General features: G+C 72.5%; 17 protein-coding genes, 1 pseudogene and 1 riboswitch. Of the genes and pseudogenes, 12 read left to right on the forward strand and 6 right to left on the reverse strand.

What is annotated here, in order from left to right; all coding sequences use genetic code 11:
- Positions 1–86: 86 nt before the first annotated feature.
- The 9 genes from A6F73_RS27315 (at position 87) to A6F73_RS27355 (ending at position 8,384) form a co-directional block, all read left to right on the forward strand.
- Positions 87–1,178, forward strand: a complete 1,092-nt coding sequence (locus tag A6F73_RS27315; protein ID WP_347878554.1) for a DUF881 domain-containing protein — start codon at positions 87–89, stop codon at positions 1,176–1,178.
- On the forward strand, positions 1,175–1,507 hold the full coding sequence (locus A6F73_RS27320) for a small basic family protein (protein WP_030062488.1): 333 nt from the start codon (positions 1,175–1,177) through the stop codon (positions 1,505–1,507). Before A6F73_RS27315 ends, A6F73_RS27320 begins: the two co-directional genes overlap by 4 nt.
- Positions 1,491–2,633, forward strand: coding sequence for a DUF881 domain-containing protein (locus A6F73_RS27325; protein WP_079136054.1), 1,143 nt, complete (start codon positions 1,491–1,493; stop codon positions 2,631–2,633). Before A6F73_RS27320 ends, A6F73_RS27325 begins: the two co-directional genes overlap by 17 nt.
- Before the next feature lie 337 nt (positions 2,634–2,970).
- On the forward strand, positions 2,971–3,741 hold the full coding sequence (locus A6F73_RS39595; RefSeq protein ID WP_107453095.1) for an FHA domain-containing protein: 771 nt from the start codon (positions 2,971–2,973) through the stop codon (positions 3,739–3,741).
- A 179-nt stretch (positions 3,742–3,920) separates the two neighbouring features.
- Entirely contained in the window at positions 3,921–4,613 is a 693-nt protein-coding gene (locus A6F73_RS27335; RefSeq protein WP_208869207.1) for a MerR family transcriptional regulator, read from the forward strand.
- Between the two features lie 122 nt (positions 4,614–4,735).
- Complete coding sequence (locus A6F73_RS27340; protein ID WP_063350203.1) at positions 4,736–5,212, forward strand: bifunctional nuclease family protein; 477 nt, start codon at positions 4,736–4,738, stop codon at positions 5,210–5,212.
- Between the two features lie 237 nt (positions 5,213–5,449).
- Positions 5,450–6,094, forward strand: a complete 645-nt coding sequence (locus A6F73_RS27345) for a MerR family transcriptional regulator (RefSeq protein WP_063350204.1) — start codon at positions 5,450–5,452, stop codon at positions 6,092–6,094.
- A gap of 171 nt (positions 6,095–6,265) precedes the next feature.
- A complete protein-coding gene (locus tag A6F73_RS27350; RefSeq protein ID WP_244293723.1) occupies positions 6,266–6,910 on the forward strand; it encodes an ElyC/SanA/YdcF family protein in 645 nt (214 codons plus the stop codon).
- A gap of 64 nt (positions 6,911–6,974) precedes the next feature.
- Positions 6,975–8,384, forward strand: coding sequence for a DNA polymerase IV (locus tag A6F73_RS27355; protein WP_063350205.1), 1,410 nt, complete (start codon positions 6,975–6,977; stop codon positions 8,382–8,384).
- Between the two features lie 145 nt (positions 8,385–8,529).
- Here the strand turns inward: A6F73_RS27355 and A6F73_RS27360 are convergent, their stop codons facing one another.
- From A6F73_RS27360 to A6F73_RS43420, 3 genes and pseudogenes are all read right to left on the reverse strand, one after another.
- Complete coding sequence (locus A6F73_RS27360) at positions 8,530–10,026, reverse strand: MFS transporter (protein ID WP_079136056.1); 1,497 nt, start codon at positions 10,024–10,026, stop codon at positions 8,530–8,532.
- 180 nt (positions 10,027–10,206) lie between these two features.
- Entirely contained in the window at positions 10,207–10,698 is a 492-nt protein-coding gene (locus A6F73_RS43410) for a DUF2382 domain-containing protein (protein WP_244293724.1), read from the reverse strand.
- Positions 10,699–11,088: 390 nt separating this feature from the next.
- Positions 11,089–11,403: pseudogene (locus A6F73_RS43420) on the reverse strand (PRC-barrel domain-containing protein); the annotation flags it as partial.
- Between the two features lie 223 nt (positions 11,404–11,626).
- Positions 11,627–11,730, forward strand: a riboswitch (glycine riboswitch).
- Positions 11,731–11,966: 236 nt separating this feature from the next.
- Between A6F73_RS43420 and gcvP the strand changes: the two are divergent.
- Positions 11,967–14,867 carry an aminomethyl-transferring glycine dehydrogenase gene (gcvP, locus tag A6F73_RS27370; RefSeq protein WP_063350206.1) on the forward strand — a complete coding sequence of 967 codons (2,901 nt, stop codon included), beginning with the start codon at positions 11,967–11,969 and terminating at the stop codon, positions 14,865–14,867.
- 91 nt (positions 14,868–14,958) lie between these two features.
- Here the strand turns inward: gcvP and A6F73_RS27375 are convergent, their stop codons facing one another.
- Positions 14,959–15,150 (reverse strand): DUF5999 family protein, encoded by a 192-nt coding sequence (locus A6F73_RS27375; protein ID WP_063350207.1) that lies wholly within the window; start codon positions 15,148–15,150, stop codon positions 14,959–14,961.
- A 394-nt stretch (positions 15,151–15,544) separates the two neighbouring features.
- Positions 15,545–16,117, reverse strand: a complete 573-nt coding sequence (locus tag A6F73_RS27380; protein WP_063350208.1) for a hypothetical protein — start codon at positions 16,115–16,117, stop codon at positions 15,545–15,547.
- 367 nt (positions 16,118–16,484) lie between these two features.
- On the opposite strand from A6F73_RS27380, the gene A6F73_RS27385 reads away from it, so the two are divergent.
- Both A6F73_RS27385 and A6F73_RS27390 read left to right on the forward strand, forming a co-directional pair.
- Entirely contained in the window at positions 16,485–17,990 is a 1,506-nt protein-coding gene (locus A6F73_RS27385) for a hypothetical protein (RefSeq protein WP_063350209.1), read from the forward strand.
- A gap of 77 nt (positions 17,991–18,067) precedes the next feature.
- On the forward strand, positions 18,068–18,856 hold the full coding sequence (locus tag A6F73_RS27390) for a CPBP family intramembrane glutamic endopeptidase (RefSeq protein WP_208869123.1): 789 nt from the start codon (positions 18,068–18,070) through the stop codon (positions 18,854–18,856).
- Here the strand turns inward: A6F73_RS27390 and A6F73_RS27395 are convergent.
- On the reverse strand, positions 18,834–19,367 hold the full coding sequence (locus A6F73_RS27395; RefSeq protein ID WP_063350210.1) for an HAD domain-containing protein: 534 nt from the start codon (positions 19,365–19,367) through the stop codon (positions 18,834–18,836). The genes A6F73_RS27390 and A6F73_RS27395 overlap by 23 nt on opposite strands.
- Positions 19,368–19,433 lie beyond the last annotated feature (66 nt).

The raw sequence follows: 19,433 nt of genomic DNA on the forward strand, positions 1-19,433 counted from the left end.
GTTCGCAATGATCCGTCACTTTGTGTCGTGTGTGCAGCTCAGGGGGTGTGCGTGGGCCCCTTCGCCGACGTGGGACGATGGTCCGCATGCCAGCGACGCCGACGCCGAGTGCCCCGAACGGACGGTACAACCGTCCGGACGCCTCGATGTCCCTGCTGACCAACGTCATGGACCACAGCCTCGACGAGGGCTACGCCGAGGCGGCCGCGGCGCGGGGCGGAGACCACGACAGCCGGATACCCAGGACGGTCCGAGGCCTGCTCACGCTGGGCGCCGGGCTGGCGTTGGTCGGGGTCGTGGTGACGGTCGGCGCGGTGAACGCGCACAAGGCGGAGCCGACGCTGGCCAAGGAGCGGGACGCGCTGATCCACCGGATCAACGACACCAACGGCTCGGCCGACCACCTCCAGCAGCAGGTGCAGGACCTGCGGCGCAAGGTCGAGAGCACGCAGCAGCAGGCGCTCGCCACGGGCGACGGCGACGAGGGCGGTCTGACCGGCGCGGTGGGCCTGGGCGAGGTCGCGGGGCCGGGCGTCAAGCTGGTCCTGGAGGACGCGGCGGGGACCGGCGGCGGGGGGAACGTCGACCCGCGGGCCGGGCAGGGCTTCTCCAACAGCGGCCGGCTGCGGGACCGCGACCTCCAGCTGGTGGTGAACGGCCTGTGGGGATCCGGCGCGGAAGCCGTGGCGATCAACGGCCAGCGGCTCACCGCGCTCTCGGCGATCCGGGCCGCGGGCGAGGCGGTGCTGGTGGACAACCGGCCGCTCGTCCCGCCGTACAACATCCAGGCGATCGGGGACGGGCCGAAGCTGCTCACCGCCTTCGAGAACGACATGGCCGGGCAGTACCTGCGGCTGCTCCAGGAGAAGTACGGCATCAAGTCGACCATGTCCGCGCAGAAGAGCCTGACGCTGCCGGCCGCGGTGGGTGTGACGCTGCGGACCGCCCAGCCGGTCACGCCCGAGTCTTCGCCCCCGGCGTCCTCGTCGGCGGCTTCGGTCACCCCGACGCCGTCACCCACCGCCGGAACCTCCGGGAGTCCGAGCGCGTCCGTTTCACCGTCTGCGGGCACCGGGCGGCGTACGCCGAGCGGGTCCGCGAAGACCACGACAGCCCACTCGTCCACGACGGCCCCGACCGGGTCGTCGTCCGCAGGGACAGGAGCAGCTAGACCGTGATTGCCGTACTGGGTCTCGTGATCGGGGTGGTCGTCGGACTCTTCGTCCAGCCCGAGGTGCCGGACGCCGTCGTGCCGTACCTGCCGATCGCGGTGGTGGCGGCGCTGGACGCCGTGTTCGGCGGCGTCCGGGCGATGCTGGACGGGATCTTCAACGACAAGGTGTTCATCGTCTCGTTCCTGTCGAACGTGGTGGTCGCGGCACTGATCGTCTTCCTCGGTGACCAGCTGGGCGTCGGCTCGCAGCTGTCCACGGGTGTGGTCGTCGTCCTCGGCATCCGCATCTTCTCCAACGCGGCCGCGATTCGGCGCCATGTCTTCCGCGCCTGAGCCGGGCCGCGGGGCGGCGGAGGAGCACGCGGACGGCGGCGGGAAGGCGTTGGAACGGGCCGCCGAGGCGCCGGGGCCGGAGTCGGCGGCCGAGGCGGGCCCGGCCGAGCCGGTGGACGGGGCCGGGGAGGTCCGGCACGCCGACCAGGCCGACCAGGCCGACCAGACCGAGGAGCCGGAGAAGGCCGAGGGGCCTGTGGCGGCGGTGGAGGAGCCCGAGGAGCGGGCTGCGGTGAAGTCTGACGCTAAGCCTGAGCTTGATGCGGAGGCGGCGCCCGCGCCCGTGGTGCGGCTCGCGAAGGCCGCGGCGCCTGAGCCCGGGCCTGTGTCTGAACTCGGGCCTGCGTCTGAGTCCGAGCCTGCGTCCGAGCCCGTGGCGGAGCCGGCCGCGGTGGACCGCAGTGCGGGGCGGCGGCGCCTCAAGGCGGCCCTGTGGCCGCCGCGGATGTCGCGCGGGCAGCTGGTGGTGGCGCTGCTGCTGTTCTCGCTCGGCCTGGGGCTGGCGATCCAGGTGCGGTCGACCAACGACCACCACAGCCAGCTCCGCGGGGCCCGCCAGGAGGACCTGGTGCGCATCCTCGACGAACTGGACAGCCGCCAGCAGCGTCTTCAGCAGGAGAAGGCGGAGTTGGAGCAGTCCCTGGCCAAGTTGGAGAACAGTTCCAACCAGGCCAAGGAGGCCCAGGAACAGACCAGGAAGAAGGCGACGGAGCTCGGCGTGCTCGCCGGTACCGTCAAAGCCACTGGTCCGGGCATCGTACTCACGGTCGATGATCCCCAAGGGCAGGTGAAGGCAGATATGCTGCTGGACACCCTGCAAGAACTTCGAGCGGCGGGGGCGGAGGCGATTCAGATCAACGATGTGCGCGTGGTGGTCAACACCTACTTCACCGACGTGTCGGGCGGCGGGGTGCAGATCGACGGGAAGAAGGTCTCGCAGCCCTATCGGTTCACCGTCGTGGGGAACCCGCAGGATCTGACACCCGCGCTGAACATCCCGGGGGGTGTCGTCCGTACTCTGGAGAGTCACCAGGCGCGGGCGACGATCACCCAGCAGCAGAAGGTGGTCGTCGACGCCCTCGTGGATCTGAAGACGCCGCAGTACGCCAAGCCGGCTTCGAAGTGACGGGGCGCCCGACGAACAGCCCGTCATCCGCGGGCGGCACCCGGTGCGGGGCGCCGCCGTCGCGTGGGCGAGACTGGGTCGTACCAGCACGCACCGGAGCACCAATCGCAGTACCGACCGTCGGAGTACCACTCCAGCAGGCCCGGTCCGCAACCGGGCCCGCAGCCTGTCCGAGGTTCTCACCCTGCCCCGCGGGCGGGTCTGTCACACGCAAGGGGATTCGCCCGTGAGTTTCTTCTCGAAGTTGTTCGGTCGTAACAAGGGCCGTGGCGCGGCCTCCGTCGAGGCGCCCACTGCGCGGCACCGCCGGCCCGAGGACGAGGCCGCCGTGCCGGGCATGCGCCCCGCCCCCGAGGGGGCGGCGTACGCCGAGCAGCAGCTGTTCCGGGACGGCGCGGCCGCCCAGTACGCAGGGAATCCGGTGGGTTACGGCGCGTCGGTTGACCCTTCCGGCGACCCGCGCATAGGTTTCCAGTCAGGACCCTCAAGCTCTGGTGGAGGGTTTGCCCCGGACCCGTACGCCGGGCACAACCCGTCGGGTGTGCCGCGCCAGGAGGCTGTGAACATGGCTGGCCCCACTCCGTGCCCCAGGTGCGGCAACCAGAACCCGGCCGCGGCCCGGTTCTGCTCCAACTGCGGTACGGCCCTGCGCGGTGGCCTGCTTCCGGAGGGGGCGGCGGAGACCACGTCGACCATCTCCATCTCCGGCCTGGAGTCGTACGACCCCAACACCACGACCGGCACCGGCGCCACGCCGGCCCTGTCGGCCGAGGTGCTGTCGGCGATCGACGCGCTGCCGCCGGGCTCGGCCCTGCTGATCGTCCAGCGCGGTCCGAACTCGGGCAGCCGCTTCCTGCTGGACTCGGACGTCACCACGGCCGGCCGTCACCCGCAGGGCGACATCTTCCTGGACGACGTCACGGTCTCGCGGCGCCACGTGGAGTTCCGCCGGACGCGGGCCGGGTTCAGCGTCGCGGACGTCGGCAGCCTCAACGGCACCTACGTCAACCGGGAGCGGATCGACGAGGTGTCGCTGAACAACGGTGACGAGGTGCAGATCGGGAAGTACCGGCTGGTGTTCTTCGCCGGCCACAACCGGGGGTACTGAACCCAACGTCGGTAGGAGCCCGAGTGAGTACGAATACCCCTTCATCTTCTCTCGGGGCGGCCACCCCCGCATCGTCCGGTCCGCAGGCGGACCGCGGCGGGCGCGGGGTGGTCGCGGGCCCCAGGCAGCCGATCCGCCCGGACCGGCCGGGTGGGCGGCGGCGCGGCGGTGACGAGCTGCTGAGCATCGGCGCGGTGTTGACCTTCCTGCGCGACGACTTCCCCGAGGTCACCATCTCCAAGATCAGGTTCCTGGAGGCGGAGGGCCTGGTCGAGCCGCAGCGCACGCCCTCGGGGTACCGCAAGTTCAGTCCGGCCGACGTCGAGCGGCTGGCCTACGTCCTGCGGATGCAGCGCGACCACTACCTGCCGCTGCGGGTGATCCGCGAGCACCTGGACGCCATCGAGCGCGGTGAGGCACCGCCCGCGCTGCCGTCCGCCGATACCCGGCCCGGGCCCGTGGAGGAGGCGGACCGGGAGCTGGGGGCTTCGGCCGACGTCCCGTCCGGAGTCCGGCTGGGGCGTGCCGAACTGCTGGCGGCCGCCGAGTCCGGGGAGCGCGAGCTCTCCGAGTGGGAGTCCTACGGTCTGGTCGCGCCCGGCCCGGACGGCGGGTACGACGGCGAGGCGCTGCAGGTGGCCCGGCTGGTCGCGGAACTCGGCCGGTACGGGCTGGAGCCGCGGCACCTGCGGGCCATGAAGGCCGCGGCGGACCGGGAGATCGCGCTGGTGGAACAGGTGGTGGCGCCGCTGCGCCGGCACCGGAACCCGCAGACCAGGGCCCATGCCGAGGCCACTGCGCGGGAGCTGGCGACACTGTCCGTGCGGCTGCACGCGGCGATGGTCCAGGCCGGTCTGCGCGGCCGCGGATAGCGTCCCCGCGGGGTTCCTGCGGCTGTCCGTCCAGGGCCCCGGCTGACCGCGGTGCACCGCGCTGACCAGGGGCGTCGGCCCTGCGCTTTCATATCCGGGGCCTGAGCCATAGGGTTGCCTGTGTGAATGAGCTCGACGTCGTGGGTGTCCGAGTGGAGATGCCTTCCAACCAGCCGATCGTGCTGCTGCGGGAGGTCGGGGGCGATCGGTACCTGCCGATCTGGATCGGTCCCGGCGAGGCGACCGCGATCGCCTTCGCCCAGCAGGGCATGACGCCGGTCCGCCCGCTGACGCACGACCTGTTCAAGGACGTCCTGGAGGCGCTCGGGCAGCAGCTCACCGAGGTCCGGATCACCGACCTGCGGGAGGGCGTCTTCTACGCCGAGCTGGTCTTCACCGGCGGGGTCGAGGTGAGCGCCCGGCCGTCCGACGCGATAGCGCTGGCGCTGCGCACCGGCACTCCGATCTACGGGAGCGAGGAGGTGCTCGCCGAGGCGGGCATCGCGATCCCGGACGAGCAGGAGGACGAGGTCGAGAAGTTCCGCGAGTTCCTCGACCAGGTGTCGCCCGAGGACTTCGGGGGCAGCGGTCCGCAGTAGCGCGGACCGGATTTCCCTACAGGTCAGGCCGTTGTTTGGCTTGCCGTTTTGCCAAAAACCGTCGACCTACCCACACTAGGGGCACGAAAAACCACTCTCCTGAGTGATGTGGTTTGGCTGGCCCGGCGTGGCGATCGTTGACGGGTCATAGGGGACTGCCTACCGTCAGGAGTGGCTGTCCGGGTGACCGATGCCCGCAGTTCGGGTTGCCCGCAGCACCAGTGGACGGAGGCAGGCATGAGCAGCACCGGCGATGGCACGGCCGTGGGAGGCCTGTGTGCCGTGCACCTGCCGCGCACCGCTCGCACCGTGACGGACCTGCCCCGGGTGGGCAGGTTCCCGGCCGTGCAGCCGGGCCAGCCCGCCATCGAGCGGCTGGCCCCGACGTCCGAACTGATCGGCTACCGCGGTCCGACGGCCTGCGCGGCGGCCGGCATCACGTACCGCCAGCTGGACTACTGGGCCCGGACCGGACTGCTGGAGCCCAGCGTCCGTTCGGCGTACCCGGCCACCAGCCAGCGGCTCTACAGCTTCCGCGACATCCTGCTGCTGAAGATCGTGAAGCGGCTGCTCGACGCGGGCGTCTCGCTGCAGAACATCCGGGTGGCGGTCGCCCATCTGCAGGCGGCCGAGCAGGGCGACCTGGCCGGGATGACGCTGATGTGCGACGGCGCCACGGTGTACGAGTGCACCACGCCGCAGCAGGTGGTGGACCTGCTGAAGGGCGGTCAGGGGGTGTTCGGCATCGCGGTGGGAGTGGTCTGGCGGGAGCTGGAGCTCACGCTCGGGCGGCTGCACGCGGAGCGCACCGACACCGGCGAGACGCTGGTCGGCCACGACCCGTCCGACGAGCTGGCCCAGCGGCGCAACCGGGCGGTCTGACCGCAGAACTGACGAGGCCGCGGGCCCGGACGGGGAACCGTCCGGGCCCGCGGCCTCGTCGTTGCGCCTGGTGAGGCGATCGAGGGAGGGCACGTGGGGTTCGGCACCGGGATAGCGGGTCTGCTGCGGCGTCGGGGCGGGCTGTTGAAGGTCCGGTTCCGGCGGCGGCCCGTGCAGCGCAGGACCTTCCAAGCGGCGACGGTGCTCTGCTCGTTGGCGCTGGCGCCGAGCGCGTGGCTGTGGTGCTCGGCCGGGGACCGGGTCGGCACGGTGGCCAGCGTGCCGACCGCGCCGGTCGCGGTGGTCTTCGGCGCCGGGCTGGACCAGGGCAAGCCGTCGCCGTACCTGGAGCACCGGCTGAGCGCGGCGCTGGACCTGTACCGGGCGGGGAAGGTGCAGGCGATCCTGGTGACCGGCGACAACGGCCGGGACAGCTACGACGAGCCGGACGCGATGCGGACGTACCTGATCGAGCACGGGGTGCCGGCGGTCCGGGTGGTGGGCGACTACGCGGGCTTCGACACCTGGAACTCCTGCACCCGGGCCCGGCGGGTCTTCGGGGTGGAACGGGCGGTGCTGGTCAGCCAGGACTTCCACGTCCGCCGGGCGCTGGCCCTGTGCGAGGCGGCGGGCATCGACGCGTACGCGGTCGGGGTGCCGGAACCGCACGACGGCACCTGGCTGTACGGCGGGCTGCGGGAGATCCCCGGGGCGGGCAAGGCGGCGGTCAACGCCTGGCTGCGGCCGGACCCGCTGTTCCTCGGCCCCCGGGAGGACGGCATCCCGAAGGCTCTGTCGGACGCGGCGCAGGGCTAGGGACAGGACCTGGGCCCTGCGCGGGTTCGTACGCATTGTCGGACCCCTGCGGGATGATCGGCGGGTGCGATCACTGCCGAGCATCATCCACCTCGACATGGACGCCTTCTTCGCGGCGGTGGAGCAGGCGGCCAAGCCGAGCCTGCGCGGCAAACCGGTGGTCGTCGGCGGGCTCGGCGGGCGCGGGGTGGTCTCCACCGCCTCGTACGAGGCGCGGAGGTTCGGGGTGCACTCGGCGATGCCGATGGCGCAGGCGCGCCGGCTCTGCCCCAACGCGGCCTTTCTGAGCGGCCGGTTCGAGGCCTACCGGCAGGTCAGCGAGCTCGTGATGGGTCTGCTGCGCGAGCTGTCGCCGCTGGTGCAGCCGCTCAGCCTGGACGAGGCCTTCGTCGACCTGGAGGCCGGCCCCTACGGTCCGGTGCTGGCCGAGTCCGACCACGAGACCGGGGAGCGGCTGGTGCTCGCCCTGGCGGAGGACCTGCGGGCGGACATCCAGCGGCGCACCGGGCTGACCGGGTCGGTCGGGGCCGCCGGCTCCAAGCTGATGGCGAAGATCGCCTCCGAGCAGGCCAAACCGGACGGGCTGGTGCTGATCGAACCCGGGCAGGAGCGGGCCGTGCTCGGCCCGATGCCGGTCCGGGCGCTGCCCGGGATCGGGCCGGCCACCGAGCAGGTGCTGCGGCGGGCCGGACTGAACACCGTGGCGGACCTCGCCGAGGCGGGGGAGGGCGAGCTGGTGCAGCTGCTCGGGCGGGCGCACGGTGCCGGTGTGCACCAGATGTCGATAGGGCTGGACGACCGGCCGGTGGTGGCCGATCAGGACGCCAAGTCGGTCTCGGTGGAGGACACCTTCGAGGTGGACCTCGCTGACCGGGACCGGGTGCTGCGCGAGGTGGAGGTGCTGGCCGCCCGGTGCGTGCGGCGGCTGCGCGCGGCCGGGCGGTCGGGGCGGACGGTGGTGCTCAAGGTCCGGCGGTTCGACTTCTCGACGCTGACCCGTTCGGAGACGCTGCGCGGGCCCACCGACGACGAGGCGGTGGTCATCGAGACGGCGCGCCGGCTGGCCTCCCAGGTGGACATCACCGGCGGGGTGCGGCTGCTCGGGGTGGGGGTCGCCCAGCTGGCCGACTACACCCAGGAGGACTTGTTCGCGCAGGCCCTGCGGGAGGAGGCGGCCGAGCACGCGGAGGCGGAGGTCGAGGCGGCGGAGGAGGAGCCGGAGGCGGCCGCGCCGCGCCGCTGGATGCCCGGGCAGGACGTCCGCCATGCCGAGCTGGGGCCCGGGTGGGTGCAGGGCAGCGGTGTCGGGCGGGTCACCGTGCGGTTCGAGACGCCGTGGAGCGGGCCGGGGCGCATCCGGACCTTCGCGGTGGACGATCCGGCGCTGGAACCGGCCCGTCCGCTGCCGCTGTGGGGGGCCGAGGGGCCGGAGGAGACGGGGGCACCCGGGGGGACGGGGGCGCCGGGGGTGTGAAACGCGAAGCGGCCCCAACCGGTGGGGGGGAGTACCGGTTGGGGCCGCATACCGTGCCGGACTTCGTGCGGTCGTGATGCCCTCGCGACCGTCCGAAGGCCGGGCCGCCGCGCCCTGTCCCTGAGCGCGGCGGCCGGACGCCTGGTCAGGCGTCGGTCTTGGCCAGCTCGGGGCTGGAGTTCCGCTCGGCCGCGCCGCCCGAGGCGACGACGGTGGCGGCCGACTTGGTGCCGCGGATCAGGAACGGGACGACGCCGGCGACGGCGCAGACGACGGCCGCGACCCAGAACGCGTGCTTGTAGGCGTCCAGGGTGGGCAGCAGCAGCGGGATCTGCGGCGGCAGCTTCATGGTGTCGCCGGTCAGGATGGCGGCCATCACGGCGGTGCCGATCGCGCCACCGACGGTGCGCAGCACGGCGTTCATGCCGTTGGCGATGCCGCTCTGCTCCACCGGGACGGCGCCGTTGATGTACGCCGGCATCGCGGAGAATGCCAGGCCGATGCCCAGGCCGAAGATCGCCGAGGAGGTGTAGATGTCGCCCTCGTGGCTGTGCCGCACGGCCAGGTAGGCCATCGCGACGGCACCCAGGACGCCACCGAGGACCAGCGGCAGGCGCGGGCCGCGGCGGGCGATCAGCATCGCGCCGACCGGAGCCGCCACCATCGAGCCGATCGCGGACGGCAGCAGCAGCAGACCGGCGTGCAGGACGGTCGCGGTGAAGCCGTAGTGGGTGAGCTTCTCCGGGGTCTGGGCGAAGTTGCTGATCACCATGAACGAGCCGTACATGCCGAAGCCGATCAGCAGGCCGGCCAGGTTGGTGAAGGCGACGGCCGGACGGGACATCATCTTCATGTCCACCAGGGGGTGCGCGACCTTGGTCTCGATGACCCCCCAGATCAGGGCGACGACGGCGGCCACGGCGAACAGACCGAGGGTCTTGGTCGAGGTCCAGCCCCAGTGGTTGCCCTGGCTGACCGCGACGAGCAGGGCGGAGAGCCAGCCGGCCAGGGTGAGGGCGCCGAGCGGGTCGGCGCCGCCCTCCTTGTCGGTGACCGGGTCGGACGGGACGCGGAACGCGACCAGGGCGACCGCGATCAGGCCGAAGACCAGGCCCATCCAGAAGATCGACTTGTAGCTCCAGTGCTCCAGCAGGAGACCGGTCGCGACCAGGCCGAGGCCGGAGCCGACACCCATCGAGGCGCTGATGGCGGCGACGCCGCCGGTCACCTTCTGCTTGGGCAGCTCGTCGCGGACGATGCTGATCGCCAGCGGGAGCACGCCACCGCCGGCGCCCTGAAGGACGCGGGCGACGACCAGCCAGGTGAAGGAGTGGGTGCTGACCGCCAGTGCCGAACCGGCGACCAGACCGGCCAGCGAGATCAGCAGCATCGGCTTACGGCCCCGGAGGTCGCCGAAGCGGCCCAGCAGGGGAGTCAGCACGGCGGCGGAGAGCAGGTTGGCGGTCATCAGCCAGGTGATGCTGGACGCGGAGACGCTCAGTTCCTTGGCCAGCGAGGGCAGGATCGGGACGACCGCGGTCTGCACCACGCTGAACGACAGCATCGCCAGGATGAGGGCCGGCAGGACCCGGGCGCTGCTCTGCTTCTCGGCCGCGGTGGTGGGCTGTGGTGCCTCACTCACGGTTGCTTCCTCCCGTACATAGTGAATGAACTGAAGTAACCATGCCGGGAGATACTTCAGAGTGTCAAATATCCATTGGTGACGCTTTGGCAAAATCGAAGGATTCCGGCCGGGTGGCGGCCGGGACGGGGCATGCCGAGGGCCCCGGACCGAGGGGTCCGGGGCCCTGGGGGCGAGGGGTCAGGCGAACGGGCGCAGCACGGCCGGGCGGGGGGTCTCGGCCACCGGGGTGGCTGCCGGGGTCGCCGGGGCGGCGGCGGTGTTGTCGTGGACCTCGACGTGCTCGCGGCGCAGTTCGTCCCGGATCACCTCCTCGGCGGTGTAGCGCTCCACCACCAGGCGGACCCGCTCGATCGGGGTGAGGTACTTGCGGACCACCGGGCGCTCCTCGCGCAGGGTGACCTCCTCCACCGCCTCGGCGATCTCCTTCTCGGTGAGCGAGGCGCGCTCGGCCTCGCTCACCGGCATCCGCTCCACCCGGACGCGCTCGCGGACCACCGGGACGCGGCGCTCGACCTGCTCGCTGGTCACGTACTTGCGCAGCTTCGCGGTGCCCACGATGTGCCAGTCCGTGGTGATGTCCAGGCGCTCCTCGCGGCAGGTGATCTCCACCGGGCCGTTGGGGGGCGAGGTGGCCGGGCCGGTCGAGCGCTCCGAGACCGGCGCGGCCATGACCGAGTTCGTGGTCGCGGTGGTCGTCACGACCGGGGCGGGCTGCGGCTTGGGCTCGGTCGTCGTGGGGGCTGCTGCGGGCGCGGGGGTGTTGAGGGTCCGCACGTTGACCTCCGTCGCGGTGCCGGTGGGGTCGGCAGGGGTGGTGGTCGGGGCGGGGCCGAGGGAGTGGAAGGTGATGGGCTTCACGGGCTCGGCCGCCGAGGTGGTGCCGAAGTCGAGGTCGGGCCGCGGCGGTCGGTCATCCTCGCGGCCGATGGGCCGGTCGGCGTCCCGGCCGGCTGGGCGGTCACCGTCCCGGCCGATCAGCCGGTCACCCTCGCGGCCGATGGGCCGGTCATCCTCGCGGCCGATGGGCCGGTCGGCGTCCCGGCCGACCGGCCGGCCGTTCGCCGGGGTGTCCAGGCCGTAGTAGCGGTAGAGCTGGAGCTCCTGGGCGGGCGACAGGTGCTGGCCGACGCCGAAGTCCGGCGACTCCTTCACCAGCGACTTGTCGTACGGCACCCGGAGCTCGTCGCCGGAGAACTCGCTGGTGGTGAGCGGGACGAAGGCGTCCCGGCCGAAGATGCCGGTCCGGACGGCTGCCCACTCCGGCTGGCCGGTGGCGTCGTCCAGGTAGACCTCGTCGACCGTGCCGATCTTGTCTCCGTTGCGGTCGACCGCCTTGTGGCCGATGAGGTCCCGGGGATCGATGTCGGTTTGCACTCTTTCCTCCAGTGCGCTGCGCCTGCGGAACTCCCGCAGGACCGTGGCCGGAGCACCCGTTCCGCCTGCCACTTCACACCAAAGGCCATGAATCGGACGGGCGCGACCGGGGTGCGCCGGACGGGCTCCGGGCTGGACCGTCCGGGGGACGCGCGTAGACCCGGAGTGACCCGACGCGGCCGTGATCAGGGGGCCTGCCGCTGGTACCCTGGGCGGCGACCGCCGAGCCCGCTCGGGAGAGTCCCCGGCCACGGAAAGCGCTGGTCGGGGCGCCGAAGGAGCAACTCCTCCCCGGAATCTCTCAGGCATCCGTACCGTGTGGGGTAGGTCACTCTGGAAAGCAGGGCAGGACCGTCGGCAGGGAGCCGACGGCCACCACCCTCACCGACGGTGCAAGCCGGCGGCGTGCCACAGCGCGCCGTGCGGGTGAAGCTCTCAGGTCCCGATGACAGAGGGGGAGGCCTGTCGGGTTCGCCCGCCCGGGTCGAATCGCTGTCCGCAGCGGCTCCGGCCGGCCGGCGTGCGCACCCCCGCCGGTCCGTGACCAGGAGGCCTCGACCACCATGAACGCCCAGCCGAACGCGGGACGCCCCACCGGCGCCTCGACCCTCACCGAGCTTGAGCTGGCCAGCCCCTTCGAGAACCGCCACATCGGCCCCGACGACGCCGCGCAGCAGAAGATGCTGGCGTCCATCGGCTACGGCTCGCTGGACGAACTCGCCGCCACCGCCGTTCCCGAGGCGATCCGCTCCATCACCGGCCTGGACCTGCCCGGCGGCCGCAGCGAGGCGCAGGTGCTCGCCGAACTGCGCGAGCTGGCGAGCCGCAACCAGGTGCTCCAGCCGATGATCGGCCTGGGCTACTACGGCACCTTCACCCCGCCGGTGATCCTGCGCAACGTCATGGAGAACCCGGCCTGGTACACCGCCTACACGCCGTACCAGCCGGAGATCTCCCAGGGTCGCCTGGAGGCGCTGCTCAACTTCCAGACCCTGGTCTCCGACCTGACCGGCCTGCCGACCTCCGGCTCCTCGCTGCTCGACGAGGGCACCGCGGCCGCCGAGGCGATGGCGCTCGCCCGCCGCGTCACCAAGGTCAAGGGCGGTGTCTTCCTGGTCGACGCCGAGACCCTGCCGCAGACCACCGCGGTGATCAACACCCGCGCGGTGCCGACCGGTGTCGAGGTCGTCGTCGCCGACCTGTCCGAGGGCATCCCGGCCGAGATCGCCGAGCGCGGCGTCTTCGGCGTGCTGCTCCAGTACCCGGGCGCCACCGGTGTGGTCCGCGACCTCGCCCCGGTCATCGAGCAGGCGCACGGCCTCGGCGCGATCGTCGCGGTCGCCGCCGACCTGCTGGCGCTGACCCTGCTCGCCTCGCCGGGCTCGCTCGGCGCCGACATCGCCTGCGGCACCTCGCAGCGCTTCGGCGTGCCGATGGGCTTCGGCGGCCCGCACGCCGGTTACCTGTCGGTGCGCGCCGAGTACGCCCGCTCGCTGCCCGGCCGCCTGGTCGGCGTCTCGGTCGACGCCGACGGCAACCGCGCCTACCGCCTGGCGCTGCAGACCCGCGAGCAGCACATCCGCCGCGAGAAGGCCACCAGCAACATCTGCACCGCCCAGGTGCTGCTCGCCGTCATGGCCTCGATGTACGCCGTCTACCACGGCCCGGACGGCCTGGCCGACATCGCCCGCCGCACCCACCGCTACGCCGCCGCCCTCGCCGAGGGCCTGCGGGCCGGCGGCGTCGAGCTGCTGCACGGCGAGTTCTTCGACACCGTCACCGCCGTCGTCCCGGGCCGTGCCGCCGAGATCGCGGCCGCCGCCCGCGCCAACGGCGTCAACGTCCACCAGGACGGCGCGGACCGGATCTCGGTCTCCACCGACGAGACCACCACCCGCGAGCACCTGGCCGCCGTCTGGGCCGCGTTCGGCGTCCCCGCGGTCGAGGTCGCCGAGGGCGCCGACGCGCTGCCGGCCGCGCTGCTGCGCCAGGACGAGTACCTGACTCACCCGGTCTTCCACAGCCACCGCTCGGAGACCGCCATGCTGCGCTACCTGCGCCGCCTGTCGGACCGGGACTACGCGCTGGACCGCGGCATGATCCCGCTGGGCTCCTGCACCATGAAGCTCAACGCGACCACCGAGATGGAGGCCGTCACCTGGCCGGAGTTCGGCCAGCTGCACCCCTTCGCGCCGATCGAGCAGGCCCAGGGCTTCCTCAGCCTGATCCGCGAGCTGGAGCGCCAGCTGGTCGAGGTGACCGGCTACGACGCCGTCTCGATCCAGCCGAACGCGGGCTCGCAGGGCGAGCTGGCCGGCCTGCTGGCCGTCCGCGCCTACCACCACGCCAACGGCGACACCCAGCGCGACGTCTGCCTGATCCCGTCCTCCGCGCACGGCACCAACGCGGCCTCCGCGGTGATGGCCGGCATGCGCGTGGTCGTGGTGAAGACCCTGGTCGACGGCGACGTGGACGTCGAGGACCTGAAGGCCAAGATCGAGCAGCACCGGGACAGCCTCTCCGTGCTGATGGTCACCTACCCGTCCACCCACGGCGTGTACGAGACCCAGATCACCGACATCTGCGCCCTGGTGCACGAGGCCGGCGGCCAGGTGTACGTGGACGGTGCCAACCTGAACGCCCTGGTCGGCCTCGCCAAGCCGGGCAAGTTCGGCGCGGACGTCTCGCACCTGAACCTGCACAAGACCTTCTGCATCCCGCACGGCGGCGGCGGCCCGGGCGTCGGTCCGGTCGCGGTGCGTGCCCACCTGGCGCCGTACCTGCCGAACCACCCGCTGCAGCCGGAGGCCGGCCCGGCCACCGGGGTCGGCCCGATCTCGGCGGCGCCGTGGGGCTCGGCGGCCATCCTGCCGATCTCCTGGGCGTACGTCCGGCTGATGGGCGGCGAGGGCCTCAAGCGCGCGACCCAGGTCGCGGTGCTGAACGCCAACTACATCGCCAAGCGGCTGGCGCCGCACTTCCCGGTGCTCTACACCGGCCCCGGCGGGCTGGTCGCGCACGAGTGCATCATCGACCTGCGCCCGCTGACCAAGGAGACGGGCGTGACGGTGGACGACATCGCCAAGCGCTTGATCGACTACGGCTTCCACGCGCCGACGATGTCCTTCCCGGTGGCCGGCACGCTGATGATCGAGCCGACCGAGTCCGAGGACCTGCACGAGATCGACAGGTTCTGCGACGCGATGATCGAGATCCGGGCCGAGGTCGACAAGGTCGGCTCGGGCGAGTGGGCGGCCGCGGACAACCCGCTGCGCAACGCCCCGCACACCGCCGCCGAGCTGGCCGGCGACTGGACGCACGGCTACTCGCGGCAGGAGGCGGTCTTCCCGGCGGGTGTGAACCCGGCGGACAAGTACTGGCCGCCGGTCAGCCGGATCGACGGCGCGTACGGCGACCGCAACCTGGTCTGCTCCTGCCCGCCGCTGGAGGAGTACGGCGTCTGATCCGGACCGGACGTACGGCAGGGCCCCGACGGCACGTACCGTCGGGGCCCTGCCCGTTGTCGTCGTCCGGCGGCTGCCCCCGCCGGTGCGGTCAGGCCGCGTGGGCGACGGTGCGGCGCGGCGCGATCACCCGGCCGTCGGGCAGCAGCTCTCCGGTGTCCTCGAACAGCACGACGCCGTTGCAGAGCAGGCTCCAGCCCTGCTCCGGGTGGCAGGCCACCGTGACGGCAGCCTCGCGGTCCTCGCACTCGGCCGACGGGCACTCAGGACGGTGCTGGCACATACGTACCCTCGCTTCGCTCTGCGATCCTCCCCCGTGGTGCGGCCGCCGGCGGAGCCGTCGGGAGCCGCCGCGGTAGCCGGATCCTGTCCGCGCGCCGACCAGGTGTTGACCGGCGCTCAAGTGGGTAGGACAGGTGGTCCTTCCACGCTGGTTCCCAGTGTCGGCATCTGTGGACGCGCGCGCAGGGATTTCGTGACATGCGCCACAACTCCCGGGCAGAGATCACCCGTTCAGGTGGGTCCGGCGGGAGAAGGCGCACCGATGGGTCAGCTGCGGCATGGCCCGAGGAGGTCAGGGCGGATGGCCCGTCCGGGTGGTTCGGGCGGATGAGGGCGACGCGCGCGCCGACGGGCCACCGGGTGCTGGCCCGGTGGCCCGTCGGCGTGGGGCCGGCTCAGGAGGAGCCGAGCAGCAGCGGCTTGGCGAGCGGCGCCCGGGCGAGCAGCGGCAGCAGCTCGGCGGCCGGGTAGGCGCGGTGCGCGGTGACGCCGAGCGGGGCCGGGGCCAGCGGGATCAGCTGGTCGGCGGCCGGGCCGGCGTCGGGGCTGTGCAGCCACAGTGCCGTCGCGTACTGCCCGGGGAAGGTCAGCAGTCGGGGCTGCTGGCGGGACCGGGAGCCCTGGGCGAGCTGCCAGGCCTGGCGCAGCGCCCGGACCGTCGAGTCGAGGTAGGGGCCGGCGGTGAAGTGCGAGAAGGTGTGGCCCTCGACGGCCTGGACGACCTCGGCGGCGGCGGCGACCTCGGCGCCGTCCTTGATCAGGAAGCGCCAGCCCGTCCGGCGGGCGGCGGGCAGCTCCGGGCGCGGCCCGTCCAGGACGTGGACGGCGAGGGGGTGCGCGGGGAGCAGCGGGCCGACCGGATGGCGCAGTGCTGCGGCGGCGGGTTGGCGCAGCGCGGTCTCCGAGTCGAGTGCGGCCAGGACGGCGCGCAGGGCGCTCGGCGGGGGCTGGGGGGTCTGCAGAGTCATGGCGGGGTCCGCCTCTCCGTGCGAGATCGGCGTGCGAGTGCGGCATACCGGCGTGGCGCGGTGTGTCATCGGTGACGGGACCTGGCCGTGTCCGGTTGTGCATGATCGCGGTGCCGGCGCGGTCGCCGCCGTCGACGAGGGTTTCGAGGCGGAGCGGGCCGGCCGGAGCGCAGTGCGAATTCTATCGAACAGGTGCGCAGGGTGACCTGTTTATCACAGGCGGTGGCGCCGGGCAAGTCGGCAGATCTGCTGAATATCCGTCAGTTTCCTTGCATTGCAAGCCAGTGCAAGCATTCGGGTATCGATCTTCGAGGTGGGCATGATGCTTGCACGGTCGGGTCGGCCGGTGTCTCAGGAGGAGGGGACCGTGGGCGAGAAGGTCGTGGCGACTCGGGCTGATCTGGCGGACCGGCAGCTGTACCGGCGCAAGCTCCAGGCCTGCCTCGACGCGCTGGGGCGGATGCTGCGCGAGGACCGGTTCGACCGGCCGCGGGCGGTCATGGGCCTGGAGATCGAGCTCAACCTGGCCGACGAGGACGGCCTGCCGGCGCTGCGCAACGCGCAGGTGCTGAGCGCGATCGGCTCCAGCGACTTCCAGACCGAACTGGGCCAGTTCAACGTCGAGGTGAACATCGTGCCGCACCGGCTGTGCGGGCACGTCTTCGAGGACCTGCGCGAGGAGCTCGACACCGGGCTGCGCTACGCCGACCGGCGGGCCGCCGAGGCCGGTGCCCGGATCGTCATGGTGGGGATCCTGCCGACCCTGGAGCACGGTCACACCGGCCTGGACGCGATCTCCCACAACCCGCGCTACAGCCTGCTCAGCGACCAGATCCTGGCCGCCCGCGGCGAGGACATCGCGCTGGACATCGAGGGCGTCGAACACCTCCAGCTGGAGACCATCACCATGGTGGCCGAGGCCGCCGCGACCTCCCTGCAACTGCACCTGCAGGTGACCCCGGAACGCTTCTCCTCGGTGTGGAACGCGGCCCAGGCGATCTGCGGGGCGCAGCTCGCGCTCGGTGCCAACTCGCCGTTCCTGTTCGGGCGGGAGCTGTGGCGGGAGACCCGTCCGGTGCTGTTCCAGCAGGCCTGTGACACCCGTACGGCGGAACTCAAGGCGCAGGGCGTCCGGCCGATCACCTGGTTCGGCGAGCGCTGGGTGGACTCGGCGTACGACCTGTTCGAGGAGAACCTGCGGTACTTCCCCGCCCTGCTGCCGATCTGCGACGACGAGGACCCGATGAAGGTGCTCTCCTCCGGCGGCGCGCCCCGGCTCGCCGAGATGCGGCTCCACAACGGCACGATCTACCGCTGGAACCGGCCGGTGTACGACATCGCGGGCGGGATCGCGCACCTGCGGGTGGAGAACCGGGCGCTGCCGGCCGGGCCGACGGTGGCCGACACGCTCGCGAACGCTGCCTTCTACTACGGGCTGGTCCGGGTGCTCGCCGAGCAGCCCCGGCCGGTCTGGACCAGGCTGCCGTTCGAGCGGGCCGACGAGAACTTCCGGCAGGGCGCCCGCTACGGCATCGACGCGGTGTTCCAGTGGCCGCGGGCGGGCCGGGCGGGCCGCGGCGGCGGGCTGACCACGGTGTCCGCCGTCGACCTGGTGCTCAACGAACTGCTGCCGATGGCCCACCAGGGCCTGGACGAGTGGGGCGTGGAGCCCGCCGACCGGGACCGCTACCTGGGGATCATCGAGCAGCGCTGCCTGCGCCGCACCAACGGCGCGGCCTGGCAGAGCGCGACCTTCCACCGGCTGCGCGAGCAGTACGGGATGGACCGCCCGGCCGCGCTCGCCGCGATGACCAGGCGCTACATCGAGCACATGCGCACCGGCGAGCCGGTGCACACCTGGCCGGTCGGGTAGCCGGACCGCTGTGTCAGGATGATCGCTCCGGCGGTCGGCCGACGGCCGGAGCGACGCCCGCCCCGCTGGAGCCGCCCGTGACCACCCTCCCGACCGCACCGGAGACCGCGAAGCCCACGCGTCGGCTGCTCGGCGTGGAACTGCTGATCGTCCTCGGCCTCTCCCTCGGGGCCAGTGGCGTCAGCGCGCTGATCAGCTTCGCGGCCTCGCTCACCGAACCGATCCAACTCGGCCAGCAGGTCGCCACGTTGAACGGCTCGCGGGCGCCCGGTCGGCCCTGGCTGGACCTGGTGTGGCAGCTGTACTACATCGGGCGCGGGCTGATGCCGGTGGTGCTGGTCGGGTACCTGCTGGTGCGCGAGGGCGCCGCGCTGCGGGTGCTCGGCTTCGACCTCGGGCAGAAGCTGCGCGACCTCGGCCGGGGCGCCGCCGTGGCGGCTGCGATCGGCGGCTCCGGGCTGGTGCTGTACCTGGCCTCGCAGGCGGCCGGCTACAACCTGACGGTGGCGCCGTCCGGGCTGCCGGACGTGTGGTGGCGGGTCCCGGTGCTGGTGCTCTCCGCGTGGCAGAACGCAGCCCTGGAGGAGGTCGTCGTCCTCGGCTACCTGCTGCGCCGGCTCGGGCAGCTGGGCTGGTCGTGGCCGGCGGCGGTGGTGGCGAGTTCGGTGCTGCGCGGCTCGTACCACCTGTACCAGGGGGTCGGCGGGCTGGTCGGCAACATGGTGATGGGGGCGGTGTTCTGCCTGCTGTACCGGCGCTGGGGGCGGGTGATGCCGCTGGTCGCGGCGCACGCGTTGATCGACACGGTGGCCTTCGTCGGGTACGCGCTGCTCGCCGGGCACGTCAGCTGGCTGCCGACCCCCTGAGCGGGAGGCGGCCGGCCGGGGTGCGCGGCGGCCGGGCGAGCAGGCGGTCGACGTGCCGGCGCTCCAGGCCCGGGCCCGGGTCGATCGGCAGCAGCAGGCGGTCGCGGCGCCAGAGGGAGTTGCGGACCAGCCGCGGCGGGATGACGTCGTCCACCCAGGCGAACGGGCGGCCCGCGGCGTAGCGCAGCAGCGGGGCCCACTTGCGGGCCGAGAGCAGCTCCATCAGCGGGACGCGCGGGTCACCGGGCTGCGGGACGTCGCCGGTGAAGCGGACCAGCGGGAGGGCGGGCAGGCCGATGGCCGGGGCGATGTGCGCATTGGCGTGCTCCTCCCAGGTGGTGGCCCACACGAGTTCGTAGGTGCCGGCCAGCTCGCGCAGCCAGGCGCCGTGCCGGGCGGAGAGGAGCACCGAGTAGCCGAGCAGGGTGTGGGTGTCGAACCCGGCGTCCGGGTGCGGGCAGACCGGGTTGAGCACCCCGTCGACGTCCAGGAACAACAGCGGCTTCGGCACCAGTGGCCCCCCAGAGACGGTGGTGTGACTTACCTGGTCGGACGAACCTGGCGTACCAGTGGTTGC

Origin of the sequence: Streptomyces sp. MJM8645 (assembly GCF_001625365.1) — a bacterium.
Lineage (GTDB): Bacteria > Actinomycetota > Actinomycetes > Streptomycetales > Streptomycetaceae > Kitasatospora.